This is a genomic window from Sphingomonas sp. CCH21-G11 (genome assembly GCF_001555965.1).
Classification (GTDB): Bacteria; Pseudomonadota; Alphaproteobacteria; order Sphingomonadales; family Sphingomonadaceae; genus Sphingomonas.
Window position 1 is genome coordinate 33474 of the sequence record NZ_LSHX01000028.1, and the last position, 26348, is coordinate 59821.

Consider the following 26348-nt stretch of genomic DNA (forward strand, 5'->3'; position numbering starts at 1 on the left):
CGTGCCCCGGCTGTAAACCCCACCGACAGCGCCTCCCGAACCGCCGCGACTGACCCCCGGCCCTGCCGTTCGTCGCCATCCGGTCATTTCCCGACCGTTTCGTTCATTCGCGGTTCAGCCGGTTGACTACAGATGTAATCAAGACGATTACGGCTGTGGTCGACAGGCCGCGAGTCGATTGGCCGGATGGGGTGAAACGAACAGATGACGCAGGAACGGATCAGCGACGCCGAACATAGCGTGATGGAGGTGTTGTGGGACGAAAGTCCGCTCACCGCCCAGGATGTCGTCGACCGCGTCGCGCCGGCGCGCGACTGGACCGCCAACACGGTGAAGACGCTGCTCGGCCGGCTGTTGTCCAAGGGCGTGATCGCGCATGAGGCCGATGGTCGCCGCTACCTCTATCGCCCGCTGGTTGCGCGGGAGGATTATGTCGAGGGCGAATCGCGCCGCTTCATCGACCGGCTGTTCGGCGGCCGGCTGACCCCGCTGGTCGCGCACCTCGCCGAGCGCGACGCGCTGACCGACCAGGACATTGCCGAGATCGAGGCCCTGCTGAAGGAGCTGAAACAATGATCGCGTGGATCGTCGAGGCGCTGATCGCCTCCAGCCTGCTGATGCTGCTCGTCCTCGTGCTGCGCGATCCGGTGCGCCGCGCCTTCGGCCCTTCGGTCGCCTATGCGCTGTGGGCGCTGCCGGTGCTGCGGCTGTTCCTGCCGCCCCTGCCCGGCGACTGGCGGCTCAGCCAGCTGATCGCGCCGGCGGTCAGCGGCATGAGCGACAGCGGCGTCGCGGTCGGCGTGCTCAATCCCGCGCATCTGTCGCTGGAGCTCGCCCGCCAGTCGATCCTGGACGCGAAGATCGCGATGGCCCACGGCCCGGTCGAGATCGCGGTGCTGCCCCCCGTCGCCACGCCGCAGGGGCCGAGCATCGCAGTCCTGGTCGGTGCGCTCTGGCTGGTCGGCGCAGTCGCGTTTCTCGCCTATCATCTCGTCTCGCACAGCCGCTTCTGCGCGCGGGTCCATGCCCAGGCGCGGCGCAAGCGCCTGGTCGCCGACGGACGGGTGACGGTGATCGAGACCGCGGCGACCAGCGGCCCGCTCGCCTTCGGCATCTGGCGCAAATATGTCGCCTTTCCGCGCGACTTCGCCGAGCGTTACGATCCGGTCGAGCGCAACCTGGCGCTGGCGCACGAGCTGACCCACCACCAGCGCGGCGACCTCGTCGCCAACTGGGTGGCGCTGGCGATGCTCGCGCTCCACTGGTTCAACCCGCTGGCCTGGCGCGCGTTCAAGGCGTTCCGCGCCGATCAGGAAATGGCCTGCGACGCCTATGTCCTGGCCGGCCGCGCGCCCGACCTGCGCCACGCCTATGGTCGCGCGATCGTCAAATCAGCGCATGGCGGCGCGGTGTCGGCTGCCTGCCACCTCCATACCATAAACGACATCAAAGGGAGACTGAAGATGCTGACAAAGCACAGGAAGATGACTCGCGGCCAGCTGGTGGGCGGCACGCTCAGCCTGACGACACTGGCGATGGCCGGACTGTTCGTCACCGCGTCCGGCACCGCCGCGGCCGAGCGGGTCCGCGAGCGGGTGAGCGCCACGATCGGCGCCGATCTGACGCGGCTGTCGGCGGTCGCGCTGCAGTCCGCCCCGCCGGCTCCGCCCGCCCCGGCGGCCGCGCCCGAAGCGACTGAGGCGCCCGAGGCCCCGGAAGCCCCGGAGAAGATCAAGAAGATCGAGCGCCGCTTCGTCGTGGTCCGCACGCCCGAGGGCGAGGAGCATACGACGTTCATGACCATGGACGGGAAGGACATCGCCGAACTGCGCAAGCTGGCGGACTCGGCGGCGCTGAAGGCCGTCGATGCCGAACGGCTCGCCCGGGAAGTGGAACGGAACCTGCCCGAGATCGTCGAACGCGATTGCGGCAAGGGCAAGGCCCCGGTCATCCACCTGCAAACCGGCGAGGGCGGCGCCAAGAAGCCCGCGACGATCATCTGCAAGGATCGGATCGAGTGGATGGCGAAGGATGCCGCCGGCAAGGCCGAGCGCACCCGCGTCTTCGCGCTTAATTCGGCGCGCATGGGCATCCAGAGCGCGATGTGGGGCCTGAAGCATGCGCGCAACACCATCGAACATCAGTCCGAGCTCAGCGAGGAACAGCGGCGCGAGGCGCTGGCCGGCATCGATCAGGCACTGAAGGAGCTTCAGGCCGAGAAGATCGACGGCGACGAGGACTGATCGACACGCTTTCCGCCTCCCCTGGGGAGGGGACAGCGCGGCGGCGGGGCACCCCATGGCCGGCCGTCGTCGCAACCGGGGCCGGCTCCATCTTCCTTCGTGCGCGGAGCCGGCCCCGTCCTTTTTCGCGCGCGCGGCGCGCGGCGCGCCCTTGCCAGCCGCCGGCCGAACGGCCATCTCCGTTGATATGAGCGAGCCCCCCTTTGGCGTCGCGGTGCAGGTCGAGCCGCTGGTCGCGCGCGTGCTGGCGCCCAATCCGTCACCCTACACCTATTGGGGTACCCAGACCTATGTCGTCGGCGCGACCGGTGCCGCCGACGTCGCGGTAATCGATCCGGGTCCTGACGACGCCGCGCACGTCGACGCGATCGTGGCGGCGGCGGGTTCGCGCCGGATCGCGGCCATCCTGTGCACCCACACCCACCGCGACCACAGCCCCGCCGCCGCCCCGCTGCGCGCGCGGACCGGGGCCGCCATCGTCGGCTGCGCACCGCTGTCGCTCGACGATGCCGGGCCGCGCGCCGACGCCGCGTTCGACCCGGCCTATGCGCCGGATCGCGTGCTGGCGGATGGCGAGGAGGTGGCGGGCGACGGCTGGACGCTGCGCGCGGTCGCGACGCCGGGGCACACATCCAACCATCTCTGCTACGCGCTGATCGAAAGCGGCGCGCTGTTCACCGGCGATCACGTCATGGCGTGGTCGACCAGCGTCGTCTCGCCGCCGGACGGCGACATGGCGGCCTATATGGCCAGCCTGGAGCGGCTGATGACGCGCGACGACCGCATCTATTACCCCGCGCATGGCGACGCGATCGACCGGCCGCAGCGGCTGGTGCGCGGCATGATCGGGCACCGCAAGCAGCGCGAGGGCCAGATCCTGCGCCTGTTGCGCGACGCGCCCCGCGCCATCCCGGACATGGTGGCGCAGATGTATGCCGGACTCGATCCCCGGCTGCACGGCGCGGCGGGGCGATCGGTGCTCGCCCACCTGATCGACCTGGAAAATCGCGGGTTGGTGGTCGGACAGGAGGATCGATGGCGGGGGGTCGCGTAAGCCGCGCGCTGGTCGGCGCCGCCGGCCTGCTGGTCCTGATCGCGCTGGCCGGCGCAGCTGCGGTCTGGCTGGTCGGGCGAAGCGTCGAGCAGCGGCTCGATCCCGATCCGGTGACGATCGCCAGCGCCAGCCTGCAGGGGCTGCGCGAACAGAACCGGCTGTCGGCCTTTGCCGCGCGCTATGTCGCGGTGGTGACGTCGCGTCAGACCCGGCTGGGCCTGTCCGCCGAACGCACGCTGATCCTGCCGGGGCTGGTCCGGTACGAGATCGACATGGCCGAGCTCGGCCCGGACGATATCGCCTGGGACGCGCCCACTCGGACGATGCGCGTGCGCCTGCCCCCTGTCGCCATCGTCGGCCCGCAGATCGACCTGACCCAGATCCGCGAATATGATGGCGGCGGCATCCTGCTGGCGATCACCGATGCGGAGGCGCGGCTCGATGCCGCCAATCGCCGCGCCGGCCAGGCGGAACTGGTCCGCCAGGCGGGCGAGCCGGTGCCGATGAAGCTGGCGCGCGATGCCACCCGCCGCGCGGTCGAGCGCAGCTTTGCCCTGCCGCTGCGCGCCGCCGGCGTCGATGCGCGCGTCGAGGCGTTCTTTCCCGACGAACCCGTGCCCGGCGACGACGAACGCTGGGACGTGACGCGATCGATCCAGCAGGTGCTGGCCGACCGCCAGGCGCGCTAAGCGCGCACGCGGACGACTGTCGCCCGGCCCGCGATTGCGCTATAGGCGCGCGCAGTCATTCGGGGGGATGCAAAATGGCCACAGCCTTCTCCGCGTCACCGGTCGCCGTACCGCGCGACGCGCGCTTCTTCGTCACGATGGCGCTGCTGATGGCGCTGGTGCTGGTGGCGGGGTTCGCCACGCAATATCTCGCCGGGCGATCGAGCTTCGACGCGCCCATGCTCACCCACGCACATGGCATGATCTTCTTCGGCTGGGTCGCGCTGCTCGTCACCCAGACGCTGCTCGCGTCGCGCGGATCGATCGCGCTGCATCGCGCGCTCGGCTGGATCGGCGCGGGATGGGTGATCGCGATGCTGATCGCGGGGGTCGGCGTCATCATCGTGAAGACGCAGGCGGGTCTCACGCCCTTCTTCTTCCAGCCGCAATATTTCCTGATCGTCAATCCGATGACGATCTTCGCCTTTGCCGGGCTCACCGCAGCCGCGATCGTCAACCGCCACCGTACCGACTGGCACGCGCGGCTGCACCTGGGGGCGATGACGATGATCCTGGGGCCGGGCTTCGGGCGCATGCTGCCGATGCCGCTGATGATCCCCTGGGCATTCCAGATCGCGGCGCTGGTCGCGCTCGTCTTCCCGATCGCGGGCATGATCCGCGATCGGCGGGTCGAGGGACGGGTGCACCCGGCATGGTGGTGGAGCGTGGCGGTGCTGCTCGGCACGCTGGGGGTCGGCGAGCTGATCGTGCGCAGCCCGGTCGGCGACGCGATCTTCGCAGCCGTCACCGCCGGGCATCCCGGCGCGTCGGCCGCCCCGCTCGCCTTTGCCCCGCCTCCGCCCGCGCGCCCTTGATTAGCGCGCGCCGGGCGGCCATGTGGGCCGTTCTGGCAATGCGGGGTACGGGACATGGACGCACGCAACGGCATGGGCGGATCGCTGGGCGGGCTCGACCTGCTGGCGGAGATCGACCGACTGCGGCGTGAGCGCAACGCCGTCATCCTGGCGCATTACTACCAGCGTCCCGAATTGCAGGACATCGCCGATTTCGTCGGCGACAGCCTGGAACTGTCGCGCCGCGCGGCGGAGACCGACGCCGACGTCATTGCATTTTGCGGCGTGCGCTTCATGGCGGAAACCGCCAAGATTCTGAGCCCGCAGAAAATCGTCGTGCTGCCCGACATGGACGCCGGCTGCAGCCTTGAGGACAGTTGCCCGCCCGAACAGTTCGCCGCGTTCCGCGCCCAGCATCCCGATCACATCGCGCTCACCTACATCAACTGCTCGGCCGCGGTGAAGGCGCTGTCGGACGTGATCGTCACCAGTTCATCCGCGGAAAAGATCCTGAGCCAGATCCCGTCGGAGCAGAAGATCATCTTCGGCCCCGACAAGCATCTCGGCGGCTACCTGAAGCGCAAGACCGGGCGCGACATGCTGTTGTGGCCGGGGGTGTGCATCGTCCACGAAGCGTTCAGCGAAACCGAGCTGCTGAAGCTGAAGGCGCAGCACCCCGGCGCGCCCGTTGCCGCGCACCCGGAATGCCCGGCCCACATTCTGGATCACGCCGATTATGTCGGATCGACCAGCGGCATTCTGGAGTACGCCAAGACGATGCCCGGCGACACGCTGATCGTCGCCACCGAACCGCACATCATCCACCAGATGGAAAAGGCGGTGCCGGAAAAGACCTTCATCGGCGCGCCGGGTGCCGACGGCAACTGCAACTGCAACATCTGTCCGTACATGGCACTCAACACGATCGAGAAGCTCTACGTCGCGCTGCGCGACCTCGAGCCGCGGATCGAGATCGAGGAAGAGCTGCGCCTCAAGGCCAAGACCTCGCTCGACCGGATGCTGGCCATGGCCAGCGGCACGGTCGGGCTCGGTGACCTGGGGCCGGTCAGGATCAGCGGCGACTGACGGCTTCGACTACGTTAAGCTCATGTTTTGAATTAGCTTCTAGCTTGTTATCCCGACCCATGTGATGCTGGCGCCGGGGGCCGCTTGGGCCTGATGGGGCGGGGACAAGCCATGCAGAATTATGTCGACCGACTGTTAGCCGGCGAATTCGCGCCGCACGGCTACTGCCTGTTGTGGCAGCCGGAACTGGTCTGGACCCATGTCATCTCCGACGGTCTGATCGCGGCGTCCTATTTCTCGATCCCCGTCGCCCTGGTCAGCTTCGTCCGGCGCCGCCGCGACCTTCAGTTCGGCGCGATCTTCTGGCTGTTCGCGTTGTTCATTCTCGCCTGCGGGACATCGCATCTGATCGCGATCTGGAACCTGTGGCACGGCGATTACGGGCTGGAAGCGCTGATCAAGCTGGTGACCGCGGCGGCATCGGTGCCGACCGCCATCCTGTTGTGGATGCTCATCCCCCGGCTGCTCGCCATCCCCTCGTCCCAGCAGCTGCGATTGGCCAACCAGGAGCTGGCCAGCATGGTCGAGCAGCGCGACACGGCGCTTGCCGAGCTCAAGGCACAGATTGGCGAGCGCGAACGCGCCGAAGAGGCGCTGGTCCAGGCGCAGAAGATCGACGCGATCGGCCAGCTGACTGGCGGAATCGCGCATGACTTCAATAATTTGCTTCAGGCGGTCGCCGGTAATCTGGAGCTCATCCGCCAGCAGCCGGACCGGCTCGACGCGGTCAAGCGCTGGACGCAGAACGCGATCGGTGCGGTCGAGCGGGGCGCCCGTCTAACTCACCAGCTGCTCGCCTTTTCGCGCGTCCAGCGGATGGAGCTGCGCCCGGTCGAGGTGAACGCGCTGATCGGCGGCATGCATGATCTGATCCAGCGCAGCCTGACGCCGACGATCCGGCTAGAGACCCGGCTGGAGGGTCAGGAAAGCACGGTGCTGGCGGATCGTACCCAGCTCGAGCTCGCGATCCTCAATCTCGCGATCAATTCGCGCGACGCGATGCCCGACGGCGGCACGCTGGCCATTTCGACCCAGCGTACCCGGATCCGGTTCGGCGAGGCACCCGGGGTCGAGCCGGGCGAATATGTGGCGATCCGCGTCACCGATCAGGGCTCGGGCATGGTTCCCGAAGTCGCACGGCGCGCGCTCGATCCGTTCTTCACGACCAAAGGGGTCGGCAAGGGCACAGGCCTGGGCCTCAGCATGGTCTATGGCGTCGCCAAGCAGTCGGGCGGTGCGCTTCACATCGACACCCGGCCTGGACAGGGCACGACCGTCACCATCCTGCTGCGGCGCGACCAGGAGACCGAACTGCTTGACGTCCCGAGCCTCAACCTCGCCAGCGAGACACCCGCGCCGCGCGCGCCGCACGACGATGTGCGGGTGATGGTGATCGACGACGATGATGGCGTGCGCCAGGTGATCGCGGACACGCTCGACCAGCTTGGCTATCGGGTCGAGGCCTTTGACGGCGGCGCACCGGGGCTGGCCGCGCTGCGCGAAAGCGACCCGGCGCTGATGGTCGTCGACTTCGCGATGCCCGAGATGAACGGGGCCGAGGTGGTGCGCCGGGTGCGCCAGACCGCACCGAACCTGCCGATCATCCTGGTCAGCGGGTTTTCGGACAGCGCCGCGCTGGACGCGGTGATGGACGCCGACACTCATTTGCTGCGCAAGCCGTTTCAGGCTGGCGATCTGGCGCAACTTGCCTATCAGGGCGCGGTTCGCGGACGGGGGACGCAGCATGAAAGCATCGATGACTCTGGCGGGGTTTGACCGCGACGCGTTCGTCGCCGCGACGCTGGCCGAGGATCTGGGCGCGATCGGCGACATCACGTCGGCCGCGGTCATTCCCGCCGACGCGCGCTTCGACGGCGTGATGTCCAGCCGCGATGCGATCGTCGTCGCGGGACTTGAACTCGCTGAGGCGTTCTTCCGCGCGATCCAGCCCGACATGGCGATCACGCGCCTGGTCGCCGACGGCGATGCGGTTCCGGCCGGCACGCACCTGATGCGCCTGTCGGGCAATGCGCGCGCGATGCTGACCGCCGAACGGAGCGCGCTCAACACCGTCCAGCATCTGTCGGGCGTCGCGACGCTGGCGCGCGCCTATGTCGATGCGATCGCGGGCACGGGCGCGACCCTGCTCGACACGCGCAAGACGCTGCCGGGGCTGCGCGTGCTGGAGAAATATGCGACCCGCATGGGCGGCGCGACCAATCATCGCATGGGCCTGTGGGACGCCGCAATGATCAAGGACAATCATGTCGCCGTCGCCGGATCGGTGGGCGAGGCGGTGCACCGCGCCGTCACGGCGGGGATCACACGCATCATCGTCGAGGTCGACCGGACCGAACAGATCGCGCCCGCGATCGATGCAGGCGCAACCCACCTGCTGCTCGACAATATGGACCTGGCGACGCTGCGCCGCGCCGTCGACCTGGTCGCGGGCCGCGTGCCGACCGAGGCATCGGGCGGGGTACGACTGGACACGATCCGCGCGATCGCCGAAACGGGCGTCACCTATGTCAGCGTCGGGCGGCTGACCCAATCCGCGCCGGCCGCCGATATCGGACTCGACTTCAATTAGGTTTGCGGCTTGCCGCGCAACGCGGTGAAGTTAGTATTCATGTTACCGTCACGCTATGGGGAGTCGCGCGTGTCCCGTCCCAAGTCGATCATCCTGTTCGAACGCCTGTTCTGGATCAGCGTCCTGCTCGGCATCGTGGCGACGCTGCTGGCCTGGGGTCCCGTGCGCGAACAGCTCAGCGCCGATCCCAACATCGCCGCGCTGGCGACGCCGTTGCTGATCATCGGCATCGTCATCAATCTCGGCCTGTCGTTCCTGCTGTGGCTGCTGATCGCGCGGCGCGGCAACAACACCGCGCGCTGGGTGATGGCGGTGCTGTATTTCATCAGCGCCGGCCTGTTCCTGAATACCGCGCTGTCCGACATGTTCGTGTTCGGGCCGTCGACCGTGGTCAACATCATCTCATGGGTATTCGCGGTCGCGTCGCTGCTGTGCCTGTTCCGCCGCGACACTGTCACCTGGTTCGCGTCCGACGCGCAGCCGGATGTCGAGCCGCGGACGTGATCCGGCGCGCCGCGATCGCGGCGATGGCCGCATGCGTGCTCCTTGCGCCGGGGAGCGCACTGGCCCAGGCCTATCGCTGCGCGATCCCTGCCGATCTGCCGCGTCCGCGCCCCGACGGGCCCGATGCGCGGACGCCGCGCCGGGTCGTCCCGATCGGCGGCTACACGCTCGCGCTCAGCTGGGCGCCGCAATATTGCCGCGAGAATGCACGCGACAGGAACGACCGGTTCCAGTGCGGCGCGGGCAACCGCTTCGGCTTCACGCTCCACGGGCTGTGGCCTGACGGTCGCGACCGGGTATGGCCGCAATATTGCCGGGCCGTGCCGCTGCTGAGCGAGCCGGTCGTGCGCGCCAATCTGTGCGCGACCCCTTCGGTCCAGCTGCTTCAGCACGAATGGGCCAAACATGGGAGCTGCATGGACGGTGGCGCGGCGGCCTATTTCGGGCGGGCGACGCGGCTCTACGCACGGCTGCGCTATCCCGACATGGACGCGCTGTCGCGGCGTCGAGACCTGACCGTCGCGCAATTCGCCACCGCGGTCGCGCGCGCCAATCCGGGGCTGCGGGCCGACATGATGCGGGTGACGACCGCGAAAGGCGGGTGGCTCGACGAGCTGTGGGTCTGCCTCGACACGCGCTTTCGCTATCGCGCCTGTCCCGCGCACCAACGCCAGCCAACGGGCGGACGGCTGCGCATCTGGCGCAGCCGCTGATCCGTTCCGCGCGTCAGTGAACGCGCGCTAGCCCTGGATCGTGACCGTCGCCGGATGATGCTTGTCCAGATGACGGCGGATGATCTTCAGGTTGCGGCTGTTGGATCGAAAGAACAGGTCGGGCACCGCGCCGACGACCGGGATCAGGCCCAGCAACCAGTCGAAACCGACATTGCCCGCCATCCGCGCCATCTGAAGCCGGCTGAGCCCCAGATTGCGCGCTTCCCAAAGGATATAGCTGCCCATCGCGGCGGCGATGAAGCTGCCGCCGACGGGCAACAGGCTGAGCAGCGCGTCGAGCCCGAACTGCTGCTGCGTGCCCGGGATGGTGAAGGCGCGTTCGAGCACGCGCTCGATCGCCTCGACCCGACGCCGGACCGATGCCGGGTCGGTGCCGACCTGCAATGCGGCGGCGATGCGGTCCAGGGTAGCGGGGTCGACGGGGTTGGGTTTGGCCATACCCTCTAATTGGGGTCGGCGCGCAATCGATTCAACGGATGCCACCCGCGCGCATTGCCCTGCCACTGGCGCAGCCGCGGCGCGACCAGCGACCAACGCAGCGGTCGCGCGATCGGGATGAAGGCGGCATCCGCAGTCAGCGCCGCGTCCGCTTCCGCCAGGCGCTGGCGCTTGGCGTCGGTCGTCGTCGCGTCGCGTGCCGCATCGATCAGCGTCGCCGCGTCGTCGGCACAGCGCACGCACGCCGACGTCAGATACCAGCGCGCGGTGTCGGTCGGCGCAACCAGGTCGATCAGGATCAGGTCGGCGGCGGCACGCATCCCGACCCGCTGGGGTCGCATCCCCGCCGCGCGCAGGTCAGCGGCAACCGCACCCCAGACCAGGTTGGCGCCCGGCCCGTCGGGCAGCGCGATGCGGATCGCCGGCGCGCCTTGGTCGGCCGCCCAGTTGTTCACCCGCGTGCGCGCCAGTGCCAGCCGGATGTCGTAATTGAGCGACCGCCAGCTCGGCTCGGCGGGCGGCGCGGCGGAATCGAGCGGCTCGGGCAGGATCGTCTCCGCCGGGGCCCAGTCCTGGCGGAACTGGGCGAGCAGCCGCGGCCGGTCGATCGCCATCGCCACCGCCTCGCGCGCGGTGCTGGACGCCAGGAAACCCTGGCGACCGATGACGGCAAAGCCGAACAGCCCGGCGGCGGGATCGGTGCGCACGCTGCGCGGCGGCAGCTCGGCCAGGCCGAGCAGCGGCCAGTCGAGATAGCTGCCGCCCAGCACGAGGTCGGAGGCGAGCGCGGCGAAGCGGGCGATCGCCAGCGCCGCGCGCTCGCCACGCAGGCGCACCAGGTCCTCGGGCTGCGGCTCGGCCGCATCGGGATTGGCGACCGGGTCGAACACCGGGCTGAGCACCAGGCTGCCGCCCTCGCGCTCGGCCACGCGGAACGGCCCGCTGCCGGTCAGCCCGCGCGCGCGGATGATCGCCAGCTCGGGCTGGGCGAGCAGCTGCAACAAATTGGGCACCGGCCGCCTCAGGCGCAGCTCGACGATCTGCGGCGTCATTTCGACCGCCTCGTTGATGTTGGCGAGGAAGGGCTGGAGCCGGTTGGCCGATCCTTCGGCGATCGCGCGGTTGAGCACCGCGACCACGTCGCCCGCCGTCACGCGGCTGCCGTCGGCCCATTCCGCCTCGCCCAGCCGGAAGATGTAGCTGGTGCCGTCGTCGATCATGATCCAGCGTTCGGCCAGCCCCGGCTCGACCTGGCCATTGGCGTCGAAGCGGACCAGCCCCTGCGCGGTCGCGCCGACCAGGACGCGCTGCGGCTCGGTCATGTCGCGCTGCGACGGTTCGACCAGGCCGGCGCGCCCGCCGACGACGCTGACCACCACCGGCACATTGTCGGGGCGGCGCTCGCAGCCGACCGTGATCAGCAGGACCAGCAGGGTGAGCATCGCGCGCGCCATGACCGCCGTCCTATGCCGCGTGCCGCGCGCGGGCAACACGCGATCGGCGCGGCAAACAATCGCAAGCCCGCGCCTTGGCGAAGCCGGCGCGCGACCCCAGCTTGGGCGCGGGCCAGCCACGGGAGAATGCCATGAGCGCGACGCGTACCGAGAGCGACTCGATCGGATCGATCGAGGTTCCGGCCGACGCCTATTGGGGCGCGCAGACGCAGCGGTCGATCGGCAATTTTCCCTTCCCCGCGCACGAACGCATGCCGATCGGCATCATCCACGCGCTCGCCCGCATCAAGCAGGCGGCGGCACGCGTGAACCGTGCGCACGGGCTCGATCCCGCCGTCGCCGACGCGATCGAGGCGGCAGCCGTCGAAGTCGCGGACGGGGTGCTCGACGACCAGTTCCCGCTGGTCATCTGGCAGACGGGCAGCGGGACCCAGAGCAACATGAACGTCAACGAGGTGATCGCCGGCCGCGCGAACGAGGCGCTGACCGGCAGGCGCGGGGGCAAGTCACCCGTGCACCCCAACGACCATGTCAACATGAGCCAGTCGTCGAACGACAGCTTCCCCACCGCCCTGCACATCGCCGCCGCGATCGCCGCGACGCGCGACCTGATGCCCGCACTCGACCGGCTGCACGACGCACTCGATGTGAAGGCGAAGGCGTGGGCGGGCCTCATCAAGATCGGCCGCACGCACCTTCAGGATGCGACCCCGGTCACGCTGGGGCAGGAGTTTTCGGGCTATGTCCACCAGCTCTATCGCTGTCGTGCGCGGATCGAACCAGCGGTGATGCACGGCATGACCGCGCTGGCGCAGGGCGGCACCGCGGTCGGCACGGGGCTCAACGCGCCGCCGGGCTTCGACACCGCCGTCGCGGCGGAAATCGCCGCACTGACCGGGCTGCCCTTCCGCACCGCCGACAACAAGTTCGAGGCACTCGCCTCCAACGACCCGCTCGTCCATCTGTCATCGACGCTGGCGACGCTGGCGGTCGCGCTGACGAAGATCGCCAACGACATCCGGCTGCTCGGCTCGGGCCCGCGATCGGGGCTGGGCGAGATCGACCTGCCCGCCAACGAACCCGGCAGCTCGATCATGCCGGGCAAGGTCAATCCGACCCAGTGCGAAATGCTGACGATGGTCGCAGCGCAAGTGATCGGCAATCATCAGGCGGTGACCGTCGGCGGCATGCAGGGGCATCTGGAGCTCAATGTGTTCAAGCCGATGATCGGCGCGGCGGTGCTGCGCTCGATCGAGCTGCTGGCGATCGGGATGCGCAGCTTCGCCGATCACTGCGTCGACGGCCTCGTCGCCAATGAAGCGCGCATCGCCGAGCTGCGCGACCGGTCGCTGATGCTGGTCACCGCGCTCGCGCCCGAGATCGGCTATGACAATGCGGCAAAGATCGCCAAGCATGCCCATGCGCATGGCCTGACGCTCAAGGAGGCGGGGCTGGCGCTTGGCCTGGTCGACGCGGCGACCTTCGACCGCGTGGTGCGTCCCGAGACGATGGTCGGCAATTGAACCCGCCGACGGCTGGCGCGTTGACGGCGGGACCAGCAATTCAAGGAGACCGGTTTTGGGTGCAACCACCATTGGCGCGCTGATCGGCGGCGCGATCGACGGGATGAGCGGCGAGGACGGCGTCGCCGACGGCGCGATCATCGGCGCCGTCACTGCCAACGTCCTCAAGGTGGCGATTCCGGTCGCGGTCACCTATTTTGTCGGCTGGGCGGTGCTGCGTGGCATCGGACAGGCCGGCGACCGGCTGTTTGGCGGAGGTGAAGGATGATCAGGCATGTGATCGGCGCGCTTGTCGGGCGCGAGATCGATCGACGCGACGGCAGCGGCGGCGTAAAGGGCGCGGCGCTGGGCTGGGCGGCGGCGGGGTTGCTGCGCCGCATGGGGCCGCTGGGCATGGTGATCGGCGGCGGCTATGTCGCGAAAAAGGCCTATGACCGCCACAAGGCGCGCCGACGTCGCTGATCCGCGCGGTCGCCCCGGCGCAACCCACACGTCGCCCCGGCTAAACCCTTACGTCGCCCCGGCGTAGGCCGGGGCCTCTGGCAAATGTTGCGCGACAGTGGATGGAGGCCCCGGCCTGCGCCGGGGCGACCCATCGTGCTGGCAGCTTGACGAGCGGCCCCTGCACACGGCAAGGGCGCGCATGGCCTTCGTCCCCGAACCCGATCCGCACGGCTTTCATCGCCGCGGCGTGCTGTTCGTCCTGTCCTCGCCATCGGGCGCGGGCAAGTCGACGATCGCGCGCAAGCTCCTCGACGCCGAACCGGGACTCGGCATGTCGGTGTCCGCGACGACCCGCCCGATACGGCCGGGCGAAGTCGACGGCCAGGATTATCATTTCATCGAGACCGACCGCTTCAAGCAGATGGTGGCGGAACACGCCTTTCTGGAATGGGCGCATGTCTTCGGCCACCGCTACGGCACGCCGCGCGCGCAGGTCGAAGCGATGCTCACGCTCGGGCAGGACGTGCTGTTCGACATCGACTGGCAGGGCGCGCAGCAGCTGTTCCAGCTGAAGGGCGGCGACGTCGTGCGCGTCTTCATCCTGCCGCCGTCGATGGCGGAGCTGCGCCGCCGGCTGACCGCGCGCGCCACCGACAGCGCGGAGGTCATCGATGCCCGCATGGCACGTGCCGCGGCCGAGGTCAGCCATTGGGACGGCTATGACTATGTGCTCGTCAACGACGATGTCGATCGCTGCTTTGAAAAGGTCCGCCAGATCCTGGTCACCGAACGCATGAAGCGGTCGCGCCAGCCCGGCCTGATCGGCTTCATCCGCGAATTGATGAAGTAACCGGCCCAAGTCGTGAGACATGGGTCTCCGGCCGCGATGCAATCATCCTTGCTTTGGCACTGAACCAGATCGCCCTCACCCCGATACGAGGCCGGGGTGACGGGCGAATGCGCCTCATGCCCGATCTTCGAGCAGCGCCAGGAACCGCACCGCCGCATCAAAATCCATCCGCCGCCCCGCCCGCGCCTCGGCGGCCAGGCTGTCTTCGCCCCATTGCTCGGTCTGCCAGTCCTCGTCGACCTGCGCCGCGGCCCAGCCGGTCGCCGCATCCACCGCGCCTTCGGCGAGCGCCAGCCCGATCACCAGCGATCCGCTCAGCCGCACCAGCGACGCCAGCGGCGCCAGCACGAATGCCGGCCGTGCCGCAACCGCATCGCTCAACCGCACCAGGGTCGCCGCCGGCTGATCGACATGCATCACGCCGGTGGTGACGACGAAATGCACGTCGTAACGCCGGCGCGCCCAGTCGAGCAGCGGGTCCCACACCGCCTGCTGGCGCGCGACCAGCGGCGGCGGCGCATCGGCGCGATAGCAGAGCAGGTCGCTCGCCGCATAGGCCGCGATGCCCGCCGCGAACCCGGCGGGATCAGGCGCGATCCGGTCGATCGCCGCGTTGGCGAGGCCGGTAAGCCGCATGGCGGCGGGATCGATCCGATCGCCGACCGCGTCCCATTCGCGCGCGACCGCATCGGCCAGTCGTTCGGTCGGCAGCGCCAGCGGCACGCGCCCCGGCGTGTTGACCGTGCGGTCGTCGAGCCGCACCTGCCAGCCCGCCCCGGCATCCGCGACCGTGACCGATCGCCAGAAGCGCTTCATGCGCCCGGCGGCGTGCGCCACCGCCGCGCCAGGCTGCGCGGGACGACCGCCATGACATAGACCGCCGCGAGCAGGATCGCCGCGCCCAGCAACCGCGTCTCGAACGCGGCGGCACGGCCGACGATGACCAGCCCGAACACCGCGCCCGCCGTCGCCGCCAGGTGCACGCCGACCAGGGTGAAGTATCGGTTGCGGGCCCGTTCCTCGTCGTCGCTGCTCATGCGTGCTCCAGATAACGGGTGAGGTCGCGGGCGTGATCGGCGACAAAGCGCGCGCCGGCCGCGACCAGCTCGTCGCGGTCGTGATAGCCCCAGTCGACCCCGACCGGATGCACGCCCGCCGCGACCGCCATCGCCATGTCATAGCTGGTGTCGCCGATCATGATCGTCGTCTCGGGCGTCGCGTCCGCTTGGGCCATGGCGGCATGGATCATCGCGGGGTGCGGCTTCGACGGGTGCCGGTCGGCGGTCTGCAGCGTGACGAAATGGTCGGCGAGCCCGTGATGTTCGAGCACGAGGCGCAGGCCGCGATCCGACTTGCCCGTCGCGACCCCCAGCACCCAGCCCGCCGACGCCAGCCCGGCGAGCAGCTCGCGAATCCCCTCGTACAGCGGTTCCGCCTGGAACAGCGCGGAGGTGCGCAGCGCCTGAAAATGGGCCTTGAACGCCTCTGCGAGCCGCAGGTGCGCGGCGGCGTCGAGCGCGGGGGACAGCACCGCGACGGCATCCTGCACGCTCAGCCCGACGATGCGACGAATGGCGTGGCGGTCGGGCGGGGTCAGGCCGTCGCCGTCATATGCCCGCTCCATCGCGATGCAGATGTTCGCCTGGCCATCGACCAGCGTACCGTCGCAGTCGAAGACCACCAGTCGAGTCATCCGCCGCTCCCCCGGCTGCGCCGTTCGCCGCGCCGTTCCTTGCGCACCGTCTTGGCATGCGCCTTCGCCTTGGCCTTCAGCTGCGCCCGGCTCGGCGGCGGGGGCGCGTCGTCGATCATCATCGCATCGCCCTGCGCCACGTCGAAGCCCAGCGTCGCCATCGATTCGGCGATGTGATCGGGCAAGCCGGCGGTGACGTCGATCCGCCCACCATCGGGATGGTCGATGCGGATGCGGCGTGCGTGCAGGTGCATCTTGCGGCTGATCCGCCCGCTCAGGAACGCCTCCGGCCCGCCATATTTGCCGTCGCCGACGATCGGGTGGCCGATCGCCGCCATGTGCACGCGCAACTGGTGGGTGCGCCCGGTCAGCGGCTGCAGCTCGACCCAGGCGGCACGGTTGCCCGCGCGTTCGATCACGCGATAGCGGGTGCGCGCCGCCTGCCCCTCCGCCTCGTCGACATGCATCTTCTCGCCGCCCGTCCCCGGCTGCTTGGCGATCGGCAGGTCGATATAGCCGTCCTCGATCTGCGGCACGCCGACGACCAGCGCCCAATAGACCTTGCGCGCGCTGCGCCCCGAAAAATGCTTGGAGAAGAACGCCGCCGCCCGCGCGGTGCGCGCCAGCAGCAGCGCGCCCGACGTGTCCTTGTCCAGCCGGTGGACGAGCTTGGGCCGCGCCTCGAGCTCGAAGGTCAGCGCGTCGAGCAGCCCGTCGACATGCGACGTCGTCTTGGTGCCCCCCTGCGTCGCGAGGCCCGGCGGCTTGTTGAGCACGATCGCCTGCGCGTCGCGATGGATGACCATCGCCTGCGCCAGCTCGACCTCCTCGGCCGATAGCGGCTTGCGCGCCGGCTTGGCCCGCGCCGCGGTGTCGGGCTTTTCGGGCTCGGCGGGCGGCACGCGCAGCACCTGGCCCGCGGCCAGCCGGTCGCCCGGCGTCGCGCGCGCGCCGTCGACGCGCAACTGGCCGGTGCGCGCCCAGCGCGACACGGTGTTGAAGCTCGCTTCGGGCAGGTGCCGCTTGAACCAGCGATCCAGCCGGATGCCGTCGTCATCCTCCGCGACGGTAAACTGGCGAACCTCGCGCGCGCGCTCGCTCATGCCAGCCCCCTGACGATCGACAGGCCCGCGAACAGCGCCAGCACCGATCCCACCACCGACACCAGCGCATAGCCGATCGCGGGTCCCCATGCGCCGCGCTCGATCAGGGTCACGACGTCGAGCGAAAAGGCCGAGAAAGTGGTGAAGCCGCCCAGCACGCCGACCGCGATCAGCAGCCGTGCCGGCTCGCCGGCGGTCGCCGGCCCGCGCGCCAGCCACGCCGCCACCGCGCCCATCGCCAGCCCGCCGCCCAGATTGACAATCAGCGTCCCCCACGGAAGCGCGGGCCCGAACGAAGCGAGCGCGGCGCGGCCGACCAGGTAGCGTGCGGCCGACCCGATCGCGCCGCCGATCATTACAAGAACGAGATTAGGCATCTGGCGCTGCCGTAGCGCGGATCGGCCTTCAGGGAAATGGCCGCGCGCCGCGACGGCGACGCGACGCGCTCACACCCCGCGATTGGCGACCAGGTCGATTTCGGTGCCGCCTTCGCGCCGCGCGCTCAGAAACACGACATAGGCCGCGCCGTCGCGCTCGCGCACGCCGCCCAGCACGTGCTGCGCGCCGTCGCGCTGACGCTCGGCACTGTAACCCGCCTTGGTCGCGCGCGCCTGATACCAGTCGATCGCCTTCTCCACCGGCAGCGCGGTCGTGAAATTGACGACGCGCAGCGCGCAATCGCCCTTCGCATTGCCCGCCGCCTCGATCAGCCGCGCATCGGGCGTCATCGGCAGGTCGCGGGGCAGCTTTTCGGCCCATTGCGGCGAATAGTCGACTTCGGTCGCGCAGACGGCGGCGTTCTTTCGTCCCTTCGCGAGTGCGCCGGGCGTCGCCGCCGGCGCATTGACGGTCGCCGCGCCGGCCACGCGCGGGTCGACGACGATTCCCGCATCGGTCGCATTGGCGGCGGCTGGCGCCGCGGTGCGGTTGTCCCCTTCCAGCAGGGCATCGTCGAGCGCGACCAGCGCATTGTCCGGTTCGGACTGGCACGCGGCCAGCCCCAGTACGAGCAGCGCCGCGCCCGTCGCGCGCAAAAGGGAATGCGTCATCCAAACAGCTCCTGCATCATCGCACGAGCCTTGAGTCGCGAAGGTTAAGAAAGTCTGTGCAAAGACAGTTAATTGATAAAATTTCTGTTAACGCCCGCAGCCAGGCCCTAAGGGTCGGCCGTACGGAGGAACCGCCATGCTGAACCTGATCTCGATTCTCATCGGCATCGTCGCGCTCGCCTTGGTCGCGGTCGCGTTCTTCCCGCTGCTCGGCTGGGCCAACTGGCTGATCCTGCCCTTCGCGGTGGTCGGCGCGGGGATCGGCGCGCTGTCGAGCTCGAATTCCGGGCGCAACCTCAACCTCGTCGTGCTGGTGATCGGCACGCTGCGCCTGATCCTCGGCGGCGGTATCTTCTGATCCCGCGCGGCACGTGGCCGCGAGGCATACGAGCCTTTCTCGGCGGCCGGCGTTGAATGATGGCTGGCAAAGGCGGCTGGATGCCCCGTGAGGATTCGAACCTCAATTAACGGAGTCAGAGTCCGTGGTCTTACCTTTAGACGACGGGGCAATCGCCGGCGGCTCTAAAGCGCGCGTCGGGAGGGGTCAAGGGGGCGGCGATGTGGCCGTGGCGGCGCCGCTTGCCCGCGCGTCGACATTGCGATAGCCTTTGTCCCAAGCGCCGAGCAGCGACTTCGCTGTGACGGAAGAACCGAAGTGAGTATGCAATGGGGGAAAGTCCCGCCCATCTGCCGCCATCGCGGCGACCGGGCCACCGTAACCCCGGGGGCCAGCAGCGGCCACGCACCGCCGAACCACGTCCGCCCGAACCCCGCGCCCCGCGGCATCATCCCGGCCTCTACGCCGCGCTGGATCTGGGCACCAACAATTGCCGGCTGCTGATCGCGCGGCCGCAGCGCGAGGGCTTCGCGGTTGTCGACGCCTTTTCGCGCATTGTCCGGCTGGGCGAGGGGCTGGCGTCGAGCGGCCGGCTCAGCGATGCGGCGATCGAGCGGACGATCGCGGCCTTGCGCATCTGTGCCGACAAGCTGCGCCGCCGCCAGGTCACGCTCGCCCGCTCGGTCGCGACCGAGGCATGCCGGCGCGCCGCCAATGGCGCGGCCTTCATCGCGCGGGTGCAGGAGGAAACCGGCATCCGGCTCGACATCATCAGCGCGGAGGAAGAAGCGCGGCTTGCGGTCCTGGGCTGCCACAATCTGCTCGAGGCCGGCGACGGCCCGGCGCTGGTGTTCGACATCGGCGGCGGGTCGACCGAACTGGTGCTGATCGACGGCCATGCCGACAGCTTCCGCGTGCTCGACTGGCACAGCGCGCCATGGGGCGTCGTGTCGCTGACGGAGGCGCATGGTGGCGGCGACGGCACCGATGGCCCTGCCCGCGCGGCCGCCTATCGCCGGATGCGCGAAGTGGCGAGCGCGGCCTTCGCGCCCTTTGCGGCGCGGCTCGACGCGCGCGGGATCGCCGACGGGCCGCCGCTGCGCATGCTCGGCACCAGCGGCACGGTGACGACGCTGGCCAGCGTCCACCTCGCGCTCGCCAGCTATGACCGCGCCCAGGTCGACGGGCTGACCGTGAGCGCCGATGCCATGCGCGCGATCAGCACGCGGCTGGCCGGCCTCGACCTCAACGATCGCGCCGCCATCCCGTGCATCGGCCAGGAGCGCGCCGACCTGGTCGTCGCGGGCTGCGCCATCCTCGAATCGATCCTCGATCTGTGGCCGGCCGAACGGCTGGGCGTCGCCGATCGCGGCATCCGCGAAGGCATTCTGCGCCGGTTGATGCAGGGCGGCACCGCGTGAGCCGCAACATCGGCCGCCCCGGCCATCAGCGGGTGCGCACCGCGCGCGGACGCAGCGCCCAGTCGACGCGATGGCTGGAACGCCAATTGAACGACCCCTATGTCCGCCGCGCCAAGGCGGAGGGCTATCGCAGCCGCGCCGCCTACAAGCTGATCGAGCTCGACGAACGCTTCGGCTTGCTGAAGGGCGCGCGCCGCGTCGTCGACCTGGGCATCGCGCCGGGCGGCTGGGCACAGGTGGTGCGCAAACAGGTACCCCAGGCGGCGATCGTCGGCATCGACCTGTTGCCCGTCGACCCGATCGACGGCGTGACGATCCTGCAGATGGATTTCCTGTCCGATCGTGCGGTCGAGCTGCTGGTCGAGGCGCTGGGCGGCCCCGCCGACATCGTGCTGTCCGACATGGCGGCGAACACCGTCGGCCACCCCCAGACCGACCATCTGCGCACCATGGCGCTGGTCGAGGCAGGTTCGGATTTCGCCTGCGACGTCCTGCGCCCCGGCGGCGCGTTCGTCGCCAAGGTGCTGGCGGGCGGGGCGGACAACACGCTCGTCGCCGGGCTGAAGCGCAATTTCGCGACCGTCAAGCACGCCAAGCCACCGGCGAGCCGCAAGGATTCATCCGAATGGTATGTGATCGCCCAAGGCTTCAAGGGCCGGTCGACTGCAAGCGACAGCTAGCATCGCCCCGGCCGAGGGGCTGCCGGCACAAAGCGTGCGTCCGAAGAAAGCGTCACCCGCGCACCACCGCCCCGCTGTCGTCACCCCGGCACGAGGTCGGGTGACGGCTCACCGCGTGCATGGCCAAGACGCGTCGCCCCGGCGCAGGCCGGGGCCGCTGGCAAATGTTGCGCTACAGTGGATAGCGGTCCCGGCCTGCGCGGTTCCCCGCAAAGTAATGGTTTGCGGGAGCCCCTGCGCCGGGGCGACGTTCCAAATCAGCGACTCAACCGTCGTAGTCGCCACCCAGATTCTGGTTGCGCGGCGGCGCGGCCGCGGTGAGGCGCAGCGCCTCCGCCGACGCGGCGAGCGAGCCGACATCGTCGGGCGCTTCCTCGTCATCGACCTGGACGCGCTGCAGGCTGGAGACGACCGCTTCCTCGAGATGATCGGGACGGATTGTTTCCTCGGCAATCTCGCGCAGCGCCACCACCGGGTTCTTGTCGCGATCGCGGTCGATCGTCAGCTCCGCACCGCCCGAAATCTGCCGGGCGCGCTGCGCCGCCAGCAGGACGAGATCGAACCGGTTGGGAACCTTGTCGACGCAATCTTCGACTGTCACGCGCGCCATGCCACGCTTCCTTCGCTTACGGAATTCGGGAAAGGCGAGCAGGTAGATCGACGGGCGCGCAATGTCAACGTCATGCCCCCGCCCGCGCCGCGCGCCGCCCGCCACCCTCGACTTGCGTCGCCGGCCGATCGACCCCACAGCATCGCCATGGACGACACCGTGCGCCCCGATCCTGTCTTCACGGTCGCGGGCAACCGGCTGCGCCTGCTCGAAACCGGCGAGGCGCGGCTGGCGGCGCTGCTGGAGCTGATCGACGGGGCACAGACCTCGCTCGACCTGCTCTATTACATCTTCGAGGACGATCCGGTGGCGACGCGCATCCGCGATGCGATTGCCGCCGCCGCCCGGCGCGGCGTCGCGGTCGCGCTGATCATCGACGGGCTGGGCAGTGCGGCGGCCGACCGCACGGGCTTCTTTGCGCCGCTCGAACAGGCCGGGGTCGACCTGACCCGCTTCCTGCCCAAATTCGGTCGCCGCTATCTGCTGCGCAATCACCAGAAGCTCGCGCTCGCCGATCGCAGCCGCGCGATCATCGGCGGGTTCAACATCGGGGAGGATTATTTCGGCGCCGCGGCCGGCCTCAACTGGCGCGACCTGGGCCTGTGGGTCGAAGGCGACGCGGCGGCGCGCCTGGCGGGCTATTTCGACGCGCTGCAACGCTGGGCGCGGCGTCCCCGCGCGCCCGTGCGCGCGCTGACCCGGCTGCTGCGCGCGTGGAGCGAACCCGAAGGCGTCACCCGCTGGCTGATGGGCGGGCCGACGCGACGCCTGTCGCCCTGGGCGCGCGTCGTCCGCCGCGAACTGACCCGCGCGCGGCGCATCGACCTGATCGCCGCCTATTTCGCGCCAAGCCCGTCGATGCTGCGCCGCCTGGGCCGCGCGGCGGCACGCGGATCGCGCGTGCGCATCGTCCTGCCGTCGGTCACCGACAATTATCCGGCGATCTGGGCATCGCGCTTCACCTATCGCGGGCTGGTGCGCCGCGGCGTCGCCATTCACGAATATCTGCCGACCAAACTGCATACCAAGCTGCTGCTGATCGACGATGTCGTGCATATCGGCTCGGCCAATTTCGATATCCGCAGCCTCTTCCTCAACCTCGAGCTGATGCTGCGGATCGAGGATCCCGTCTTCGCGGCGCATGTCCGCGCCTATGTCGACGGCGAAGTCGCGATGTCCGAGCCGATCACGCCCGACTGGCTGGCCGCACGCGGATCGTGGCTGGAGCGCGTCAAGCAGCTCGCCGCCTATTTCGTGATGGCCGTGCTCGACCCGACCGTGGCGCGGCGGCTCAACATCGGTCGGCGCGATCCATAATGCGGGGCCCCAGGCACGCACCCGCCTGACCCGCACGCCCGCCTTGATCCGGCGCCCGGCAGCACCGCTGGCAGGCGCGCACCCGCCTGCAACCTCGCGCGCGGCATCCGGATGCACCGGCAGCCACACCGCGCACCGCCCGCCGGCGCTGTCCTGCACCGCCGGTCGCCCTAGGCTGCCGCGATGCCCGATTGCTTCCCCGTCGCATCCACGCCCGCCGGCCGATGCACGGATGGGCGTACAACCTCGCACAGCCCGCAACTTCGCAACAATATTGCGCGCCAGCCCGCGGCCGATCCGCGCCGCAGACGAACCGGGGCGCGGTTCCCCCCGAAACCGCGCCCCGCACGCTGGCCCGACAGGGCCGATAAATTTTCGGGTTCAGGCGACCTTGGTGTCGGTGGCCACGCCTTCGTCGGTGTCGCGCAGCACATAGCCGCGGCCCCACACCGTCTCGATGTAATTCTCGCCGTCGGTCGCCATGCTCAGCTTCTTGCGCAGCTTGCAGATGAAGACGTCGATGATCTTGAGCTCGGGTTCGTCCATCCCACCATACAGGTGGTTGAGGAACATTTCCTTGGTCAGCGTGGTGCCCTTGCGCAGCGAAAGCAGCTCGAGCATCGCATATTCCTTGCCGGTCAGGTGGACGCGCGCGCCGTCGACTTCGACCGTCTTGGCGTCCAGGTTGACCGCGAGCTTGCCGGTGCGGATCACCGACTGCGAATGGCCCTTGGACCGGCGGACGACCGCGTGGATGCGGGCGACGAGTTCCTCGCGGTGGAAAGGCTTGGTGACATAATCGTCCGCGCCGAAGCCGAACGATCGCACCTTGGAATCCATTTCGTTGATGCCCGACAGGATCAGCACCGGCGTCTGCACCCGCGCCACCCGCAGCTTTTTCAGCACGTCATAGCCGTGCATGTCGGGCAGGTTCAGGTCGAGCAGGATGATGTCGTAATCATAGAGCTTGCCGAGGTCCAAGCCCTCTTCGCCCAGGTCGGTCGTATAGACGTTCAAGCCCTCGGTGGTGAGCATCAGCTCGATGGCCTTGGCGGTGGTCGGCTCGTCCTCGATCAACAACACACGCATGGTTGTCCCCTTGCCCCGTGAAACGAGCCCGGCGCCGTTCGACGGCCCCGACCACGCATTAAGGTCATGCATTAACCTAACCCGATTTGAAGGCAAAAGGTTAATTTGGTCCTAATTGGCTGGAAACCACGAGTCGTTACGAATCCGTCAGCCTCGGCGATGCGGTGTTGGCGCTCAGGCAGAGCTGGCGGAACCGCTGCGCGAAAAAGGCGATCAGCAGTTCGACCCGCGCCGGGCGCAGGGTGCCGGGGGGCGTGAGCAGATGGAGCGCGATGCCGCTGCCCGCCCAGTCGGGCAGGATCGATTCGAGCGTGCCGCGGCGCAGGTCGTCGTCGACGATGAAGTCGGGCAGGCGCGCGATGCCCAGCCCCGCCCGCAGCGCCGGCAGCATCGCGTCGCCACTGTCCGCGCGCAGCGGTCCGGCCGGGCGCACCGCGGCTTCCTCGGTGCCGCGGCGGAAGTGCCAGACGCTGGGATTGGCGATGTTGGTGTAGGCGATACAGGCATGGCGGGCGAGCTCGGCGGGATGCGCGGGACGCCCGTTGCGGTCGAGATAGTCGGGGGAGGCGACGATATGCGTGGTCACCGGCGCGAGGCGGCGTGCGCGCAGCGAGCTGTCGGGCAGGTCGGCGATCCGCAGCGCGATGTCGAATCCCGCTTCGACAATGTCGATTCGCGCATCCGACAGGCTGAGGTCGATCGAGATTCCCGGATGGGCGACAAGGAAGTCGGCGACCGCGGGCGCAACATAGCGAAGGCCGAAGGTCATGGGCGCGGCGACCCGCACCAGCCCGCTCGGCGCAGTCGCGGATTCGCGGGCGGCTTCCTCGGCGGCCTCCCCCATCGCCAGGATCTGCGCCGCGCGTTCGGCGAGATCGCGGCCATTGTCGGTCAGCGTCAGCTTGCGCGAGGTGCGGTGGAACAGCGTCGTGCCCAGCCGCGTCTCCAGCCGCGACACCGCCTTGGAGATCGTCGCCTTGGAAACGCCCAGTGCCTGCGCGGCACCGCTGAACGAACGGTGCTCCACCACCTTGGCGAACATGGCCCAGGATTCGAAATCGGGCAGCGCCATCATCATCTCCTGAAACGATGCGTTTCGATCGTTTCCATTTACGTCGCGATCCTGGTCCCTAACTAGGCACCACGCAATGGAGAAATCGCCATGATTGACCAGAGACCCTTTGAAACCCTCGGCCATGCCGACCATGGCTGGCTGAATGCACGGCATCACTTCTCGTTCGCCAGCTATTATGACCCCGCCCGCATGGGCTGGGGCGCGATCCGGGTGTGGAACGATGACGAAATCGCCGCCAACAGCGGCTTTCCGCCCCACCCCCATCGCGACATGGAAATCATCACCTATGTCCGCTCGGGCGCGATCACCCATCAGGATTCGATGGGCAACCAGGGCCGCACCGGGGCGGGAGATGTCCAGGTGATGTCGGCGGGCACCGGGGTACGCCACGCGGAGTATAATCTGGAAGCGGAGACCACCCGGATCTTTCAGATCTGGATCGAGCCCGATGCGCCCGGCGGTTCGCCGAGCTGGGGCGCCAAGCCGTTTCCGAAGGACGAACGCTCGGGCCGCTTCGTGACGCTGGCGTCGGGCTTTGCCGAGGATGGCGACGCGCTGCCCATTCGCGCCAACGCGCGGGTGCTTGGCGCAACGCTGAAGGCGGGCGACCAGGTGACCCATCAGGTCGGCGCGGGCCGCCACGCCTATCTGGTCCCCGCCACCGGAGCGATCGACATCGACGGCGTGCGGACCAACGCCCGCGACGGCGTCGCGCTGTCGGGCGGCCAGAAGGTGACGATCACCGCCATCGAGGACGCCGAAATCGTCCTGGTCGACGCCCGGTAAACTGCGTGAACCGGCCCGTGCCGCGGGCCCATCAAGGAGAATGACAATGGCCAAGGTTCTGGTGCTCTACTACTCGTCCTACGGACATATCGAGAAGATGGCCGACGCGATCGCCGACGGTGCGCGCGGTGCGGGCGCCCAGGTCGACGTGCTGCGCGTGCCCGAAACCGCGCCCGCCGAGGTCGTCGCGGCGGCGCATTTCAAGACCGAAAGCGCGCATGGCGCGATCGGCAGCGTCGAGGAACTGGCCAATTACGACGCGATCGTTATCGGCGCCCCGACCCGTTTCGGACGGATGCCGAGCCAGATGGCGTCGTTCCTCGACCAGGCCGGCGGCCTGTGGTTCCGCGGCGCGCTCAACGGCAAGGTCGGTGGTGCCTTCACCTCGTCCGCGAGCCAGCATGGCGGACAGGAAGTAACTTTGTTCTCGATCCTGACGAACCTGATGCACTTCGGCATGACGATCGTCGGTCTTGATTATGGCTTTCAGGGCCAGCTGGGCGTCGACGAAGTGAAGGGCGGATCGCCATATGGCGCGACCACCATCGCCGACGGCGACGGCAGCCGACAGCCATCCGCGGTCGAGCTGGACGGGGCGCGCTATCAAGGCCGCCGCATCGCCGAAGTGGCCGTGAAGCTGCACGGCTGACGCGCGGCCGGCGCCGCTGCACGCCCCCGGGTCCCCCTCCCCGACCGGCGGCAGCGGCGCCAACCCTTTTCCAATCCCGGCAAACCTGCGAAGGGAG

Annotated in this window: 31 protein-coding genes and 1 tRNA gene; 20 read left to right on the top strand and 12 right to left on the bottom strand. The window is 69.1% G+C overall.

Annotation, left to right across the window (positions count from 1 at the left end):
* The first annotated feature begins 204 nt into the window (after positions 1–204).
* From AX676_RS06305 to AX676_RS06350, 10 genes are all read left to right on the top strand, one after another.
* Positions 205–576 carry a BlaI/MecI/CopY family transcriptional regulator gene (locus AX676_RS06305; protein ID WP_066482100.1) on the top strand — a complete coding sequence of 124 codons (372 nt, stop codon included), beginning with the start codon at positions 205–207 and terminating at the stop codon, positions 574–576.
* Complete coding sequence (locus AX676_RS06310; RefSeq protein WP_066482104.1) at positions 573–2243, top strand: M56 family metallopeptidase; 1671 nt, start codon at positions 573–575, stop codon at positions 2241–2243. Before AX676_RS06305 ends, AX676_RS06310 begins: the two co-directional genes overlap by 4 nt.
* Positions 2244–2430: 187 nt before the next feature.
* Positions 2431–3297, top strand: coding sequence for an MBL fold metallo-hydrolase (locus AX676_RS06315; RefSeq protein WP_066482106.1), 867 nt, complete (start codon positions 2431–2433; stop codon positions 3295–3297).
* On the top strand, positions 3279–3986 hold the full coding sequence (locus tag AX676_RS06320; protein WP_066482108.1) for a DUF4230 domain-containing protein: 708 nt from the start codon (positions 3279–3281) through the stop codon (positions 3984–3986). Before AX676_RS06315 ends, AX676_RS06320 begins: the two co-directional genes overlap by 19 nt.
* 74 nt (positions 3987–4060) lie before the next feature.
* Positions 4061–4840, top strand: a complete 780-nt coding sequence (locus AX676_RS06325; protein WP_066482110.1) for a hypothetical protein — start codon at positions 4061–4063, stop codon at positions 4838–4840.
* 54 nt (positions 4841–4894) lie between these two features.
* Positions 4895–5905 (top strand): quinolinate synthase NadA, encoded by a 1011-nt coding sequence (gene nadA, locus AX676_RS06330; RefSeq protein WP_066482115.1) that lies wholly within the window; start codon positions 4895–4897, stop codon positions 5903–5905.
* 111 nt (positions 5906–6016) lie between these two features.
* A complete protein-coding gene (locus AX676_RS06335) occupies positions 6017–7681 on the top strand; it encodes a response regulator (RefSeq protein ID WP_066482118.1) in 1665 nt (554 codons plus the stop codon).
* Positions 7662–8495 (top strand): carboxylating nicotinate-nucleotide diphosphorylase, encoded by an 834-nt coding sequence (gene nadC, locus AX676_RS06340; RefSeq protein WP_197417033.1) that lies wholly within the window; start codon positions 7662–7664, stop codon positions 8493–8495. The genes AX676_RS06335 and nadC overlap by 20 nt, the downstream gene beginning before the upstream one ends.
* Positions 8496–8564: 69 nt before the next feature.
* Complete coding sequence (locus tag AX676_RS06345; protein WP_156437817.1) at positions 8565–8999, top strand: hypothetical protein; 435 nt, start codon at positions 8565–8567, stop codon at positions 8997–8999.
* Positions 8996–9712, top strand: a complete 717-nt coding sequence (locus AX676_RS06350; protein ID WP_066482124.1) for a ribonuclease T2 — start codon at positions 8996–8998, stop codon at positions 9710–9712. The genes AX676_RS06345 and AX676_RS06350 overlap by 4 nt, the downstream gene beginning before the upstream one ends.
* 27 nt (positions 9713–9739) lie before the next feature.
* Here the strand turns inward: AX676_RS06350 and AX676_RS06355 are convergent, their stop codons facing one another.
* Positions 9740–10171 (bottom strand): DUF4112 domain-containing protein, encoded by a 432-nt coding sequence (locus tag AX676_RS06355; protein ID WP_066482126.1) that lies wholly within the window; start codon positions 10169–10171, stop codon positions 9740–9742.
* Positions 10172–10176: 5 nt separating this feature from the next.
* A complete protein-coding gene (locus AX676_RS06360) occupies positions 10177–11625 on the bottom strand; it encodes an ABC transporter substrate-binding protein (RefSeq protein WP_066482257.1) in 1449 nt (482 codons plus the stop codon).
* Between the two features lie 131 nt (positions 11626–11756).
* Between AX676_RS06360 and fumC the strand changes: the two genes are divergently transcribed.
* The 4 genes from fumC (at position 11757) to gmk (ending at position 14442) form a co-directional block, all read left to right on the top strand.
* A complete protein-coding gene (gene fumC / locus AX676_RS06365) occupies positions 11757–13148 on the top strand; it encodes a class II fumarate hydratase (protein WP_066482260.1) in 1392 nt (463 codons plus the stop codon).
* 55 nt (positions 13149–13203) lie between these two features.
* Positions 13204–13416 carry a hypothetical protein gene (locus tag AX676_RS06370; protein ID WP_066482128.1) on the top strand — a complete coding sequence of 71 codons (213 nt, stop codon included), beginning with the start codon at positions 13204–13206 and terminating at the stop codon, positions 13414–13416.
* A complete protein-coding gene (locus AX676_RS06375; protein ID WP_066482130.1) occupies positions 13413–13610 on the top strand; it encodes a hypothetical protein in 198 nt (65 codons plus the stop codon). The genes AX676_RS06370 and AX676_RS06375 overlap by 4 nt, the downstream gene beginning before the upstream one ends.
* Before the next feature lie 181 nt (positions 13611–13791).
* The gene (gene gmk, locus AX676_RS06380; RefSeq protein ID WP_066482132.1) at positions 13792–14442 is read left to right on the top strand and encodes a guanylate kinase; all 651 of its coding nucleotides are present in this window, start codon (positions 13792–13794) and stop codon (positions 14440–14442) included.
* A 114-nt stretch (positions 14443–14556) separates the two neighbouring features.
* Here gmk and AX676_RS06385 read toward each other — a convergent pair whose 3' ends face one another.
* The 6 genes from AX676_RS06385 to AX676_RS06410 all read right to left on the bottom strand — a co-directional run bounded on the left by AX676_RS06385 (position 14557) and on the right by AX676_RS06410 (position 18287).
* On the bottom strand, positions 14557–15258 hold the full coding sequence (locus AX676_RS06385) for an ATP12 family chaperone protein (protein ID WP_066482263.1): 702 nt from the start codon (positions 15256–15258) through the stop codon (positions 14557–14559).
* A complete protein-coding gene (locus AX676_RS06390) occupies positions 15255–15479 on the bottom strand; it encodes a hypothetical protein (RefSeq protein ID WP_066482136.1) in 225 nt (74 codons plus the stop codon). The genes AX676_RS06385 and AX676_RS06390 overlap by 4 nt, the downstream gene beginning before the upstream one ends.
* Positions 15476–16135 (bottom strand): HAD-IA family hydrolase, encoded by a 660-nt coding sequence (locus tag AX676_RS06395; protein WP_066482138.1) that lies wholly within the window; start codon positions 16133–16135, stop codon positions 15476–15478. Before AX676_RS06395 ends, AX676_RS06390 begins: the two co-directional genes overlap by 4 nt.
* The gene (locus AX676_RS06400) at positions 16132–17238 is read right to left on the bottom strand and encodes an RluA family pseudouridine synthase (protein ID WP_066482140.1); all 1107 of its coding nucleotides are present in this window, start codon (positions 17236–17238) and stop codon (positions 16132–16134) included. The genes AX676_RS06395 and AX676_RS06400 overlap by 4 nt, the downstream gene beginning before the upstream one ends.
* Positions 17235–17615: a fluoride efflux transporter CrcB gene (gene crcB, locus AX676_RS06405; RefSeq protein WP_082731220.1), complete on the bottom strand. Its 381-nt coding sequence runs from the start codon at positions 17613–17615 to the stop codon at positions 17235–17237. The genes AX676_RS06400 and crcB overlap by 4 nt, the downstream gene beginning before the upstream one ends.
* 69 nt (positions 17616–17684) lie before the next feature.
* A complete protein-coding gene (locus AX676_RS06410; RefSeq protein WP_066482143.1) occupies positions 17685–18287 on the bottom strand; it encodes a hypothetical protein in 603 nt (200 codons plus the stop codon).
* 136 nt (positions 18288–18423) lie between these two features.
* Between AX676_RS06410 and AX676_RS06415 the strand changes: the two genes are divergently transcribed.
* On the top strand, positions 18424–18645 hold the full coding sequence (locus tag AX676_RS06415) for a hypothetical protein (RefSeq protein ID WP_066482145.1): 222 nt from the start codon (positions 18424–18426) through the stop codon (positions 18643–18645).
* Positions 18646–18722: 77 nt separating this feature from the next.
* On the opposite strand, the gene AX676_RS06420 is transcribed toward AX676_RS06415, so the two are convergent.
* A tRNA-Gln gene (locus AX676_RS06420) sits at positions 18723–18796 on the bottom strand.
* Positions 18797–18953: 157 nt separating this feature from the next.
* Here AX676_RS06420 and AX676_RS06425 point away from each other — a divergent pair.
* Positions 18954–20045, top strand: coding sequence for a Ppx/GppA phosphatase family protein (locus AX676_RS06425; protein ID WP_066482147.1), 1092 nt, complete (start codon positions 18954–18956; stop codon positions 20043–20045).
* Entirely contained in the window at positions 20042–20725 is a 684-nt protein-coding gene (locus AX676_RS06430) for an RlmE family RNA methyltransferase (RefSeq protein ID WP_066482149.1), read from the top strand. Before AX676_RS06425 ends, AX676_RS06430 begins: the two co-directional genes overlap by 4 nt.
* Positions 20726–20990: 265 nt before the next feature.
* On the opposite strand, the gene rpoZ is transcribed toward AX676_RS06430, so the two are convergent.
* Positions 20991–21335, bottom strand: coding sequence for a DNA-directed RNA polymerase subunit omega (rpoZ, locus tag AX676_RS06435; protein WP_066482264.1), 345 nt, complete (start codon positions 21333–21335; stop codon positions 20991–20993).
* A gap of 147 nt (positions 21336–21482) precedes the next feature.
* On the opposite strand from rpoZ, the gene AX676_RS06440 reads away from it, so the two are divergent.
* Positions 21483–22652, top strand: a complete 1170-nt coding sequence (locus AX676_RS06440) for a phospholipase D-like domain-containing protein (protein ID WP_066482151.1) — start codon at positions 21483–21485, stop codon at positions 22650–22652.
* A gap of 381 nt (positions 22653–23033) precedes the next feature.
* Here AX676_RS06440 and ctrA read toward each other — a convergent pair whose 3' ends face one another.
* Positions 23034–23741, bottom strand: a complete 708-nt coding sequence (ctrA, locus tag AX676_RS06445) for a response regulator transcription factor CtrA (protein ID WP_066482152.1) — start codon at positions 23739–23741, stop codon at positions 23034–23036.
* 136 nt (positions 23742–23877) lie between these two features.
* Entirely contained in the window at positions 23878–24813 is a 936-nt protein-coding gene (locus AX676_RS06450; protein WP_066482266.1) for a LysR family transcriptional regulator, read from the bottom strand.
* A 90-nt stretch (positions 24814–24903) separates the two neighbouring features.
* On the opposite strand from AX676_RS06450, the gene AX676_RS06455 reads away from it, so the two are divergent.
* Positions 24904–25602 (top strand): pirin family protein, encoded by a 699-nt coding sequence (locus tag AX676_RS06455; RefSeq protein ID WP_066482154.1) that lies wholly within the window; start codon positions 24904–24906, stop codon positions 25600–25602.
* 46 nt (positions 25603–25648) lie between these two features.
* Positions 25649–26251, top strand: coding sequence for an NAD(P)H:quinone oxidoreductase (gene wrbA, locus AX676_RS06460; RefSeq protein ID WP_066482155.1), 603 nt, complete (start codon positions 25649–25651; stop codon positions 26249–26251).
* The last annotated feature ends 97 nt before the right edge of the window (positions 26252–26348 follow it).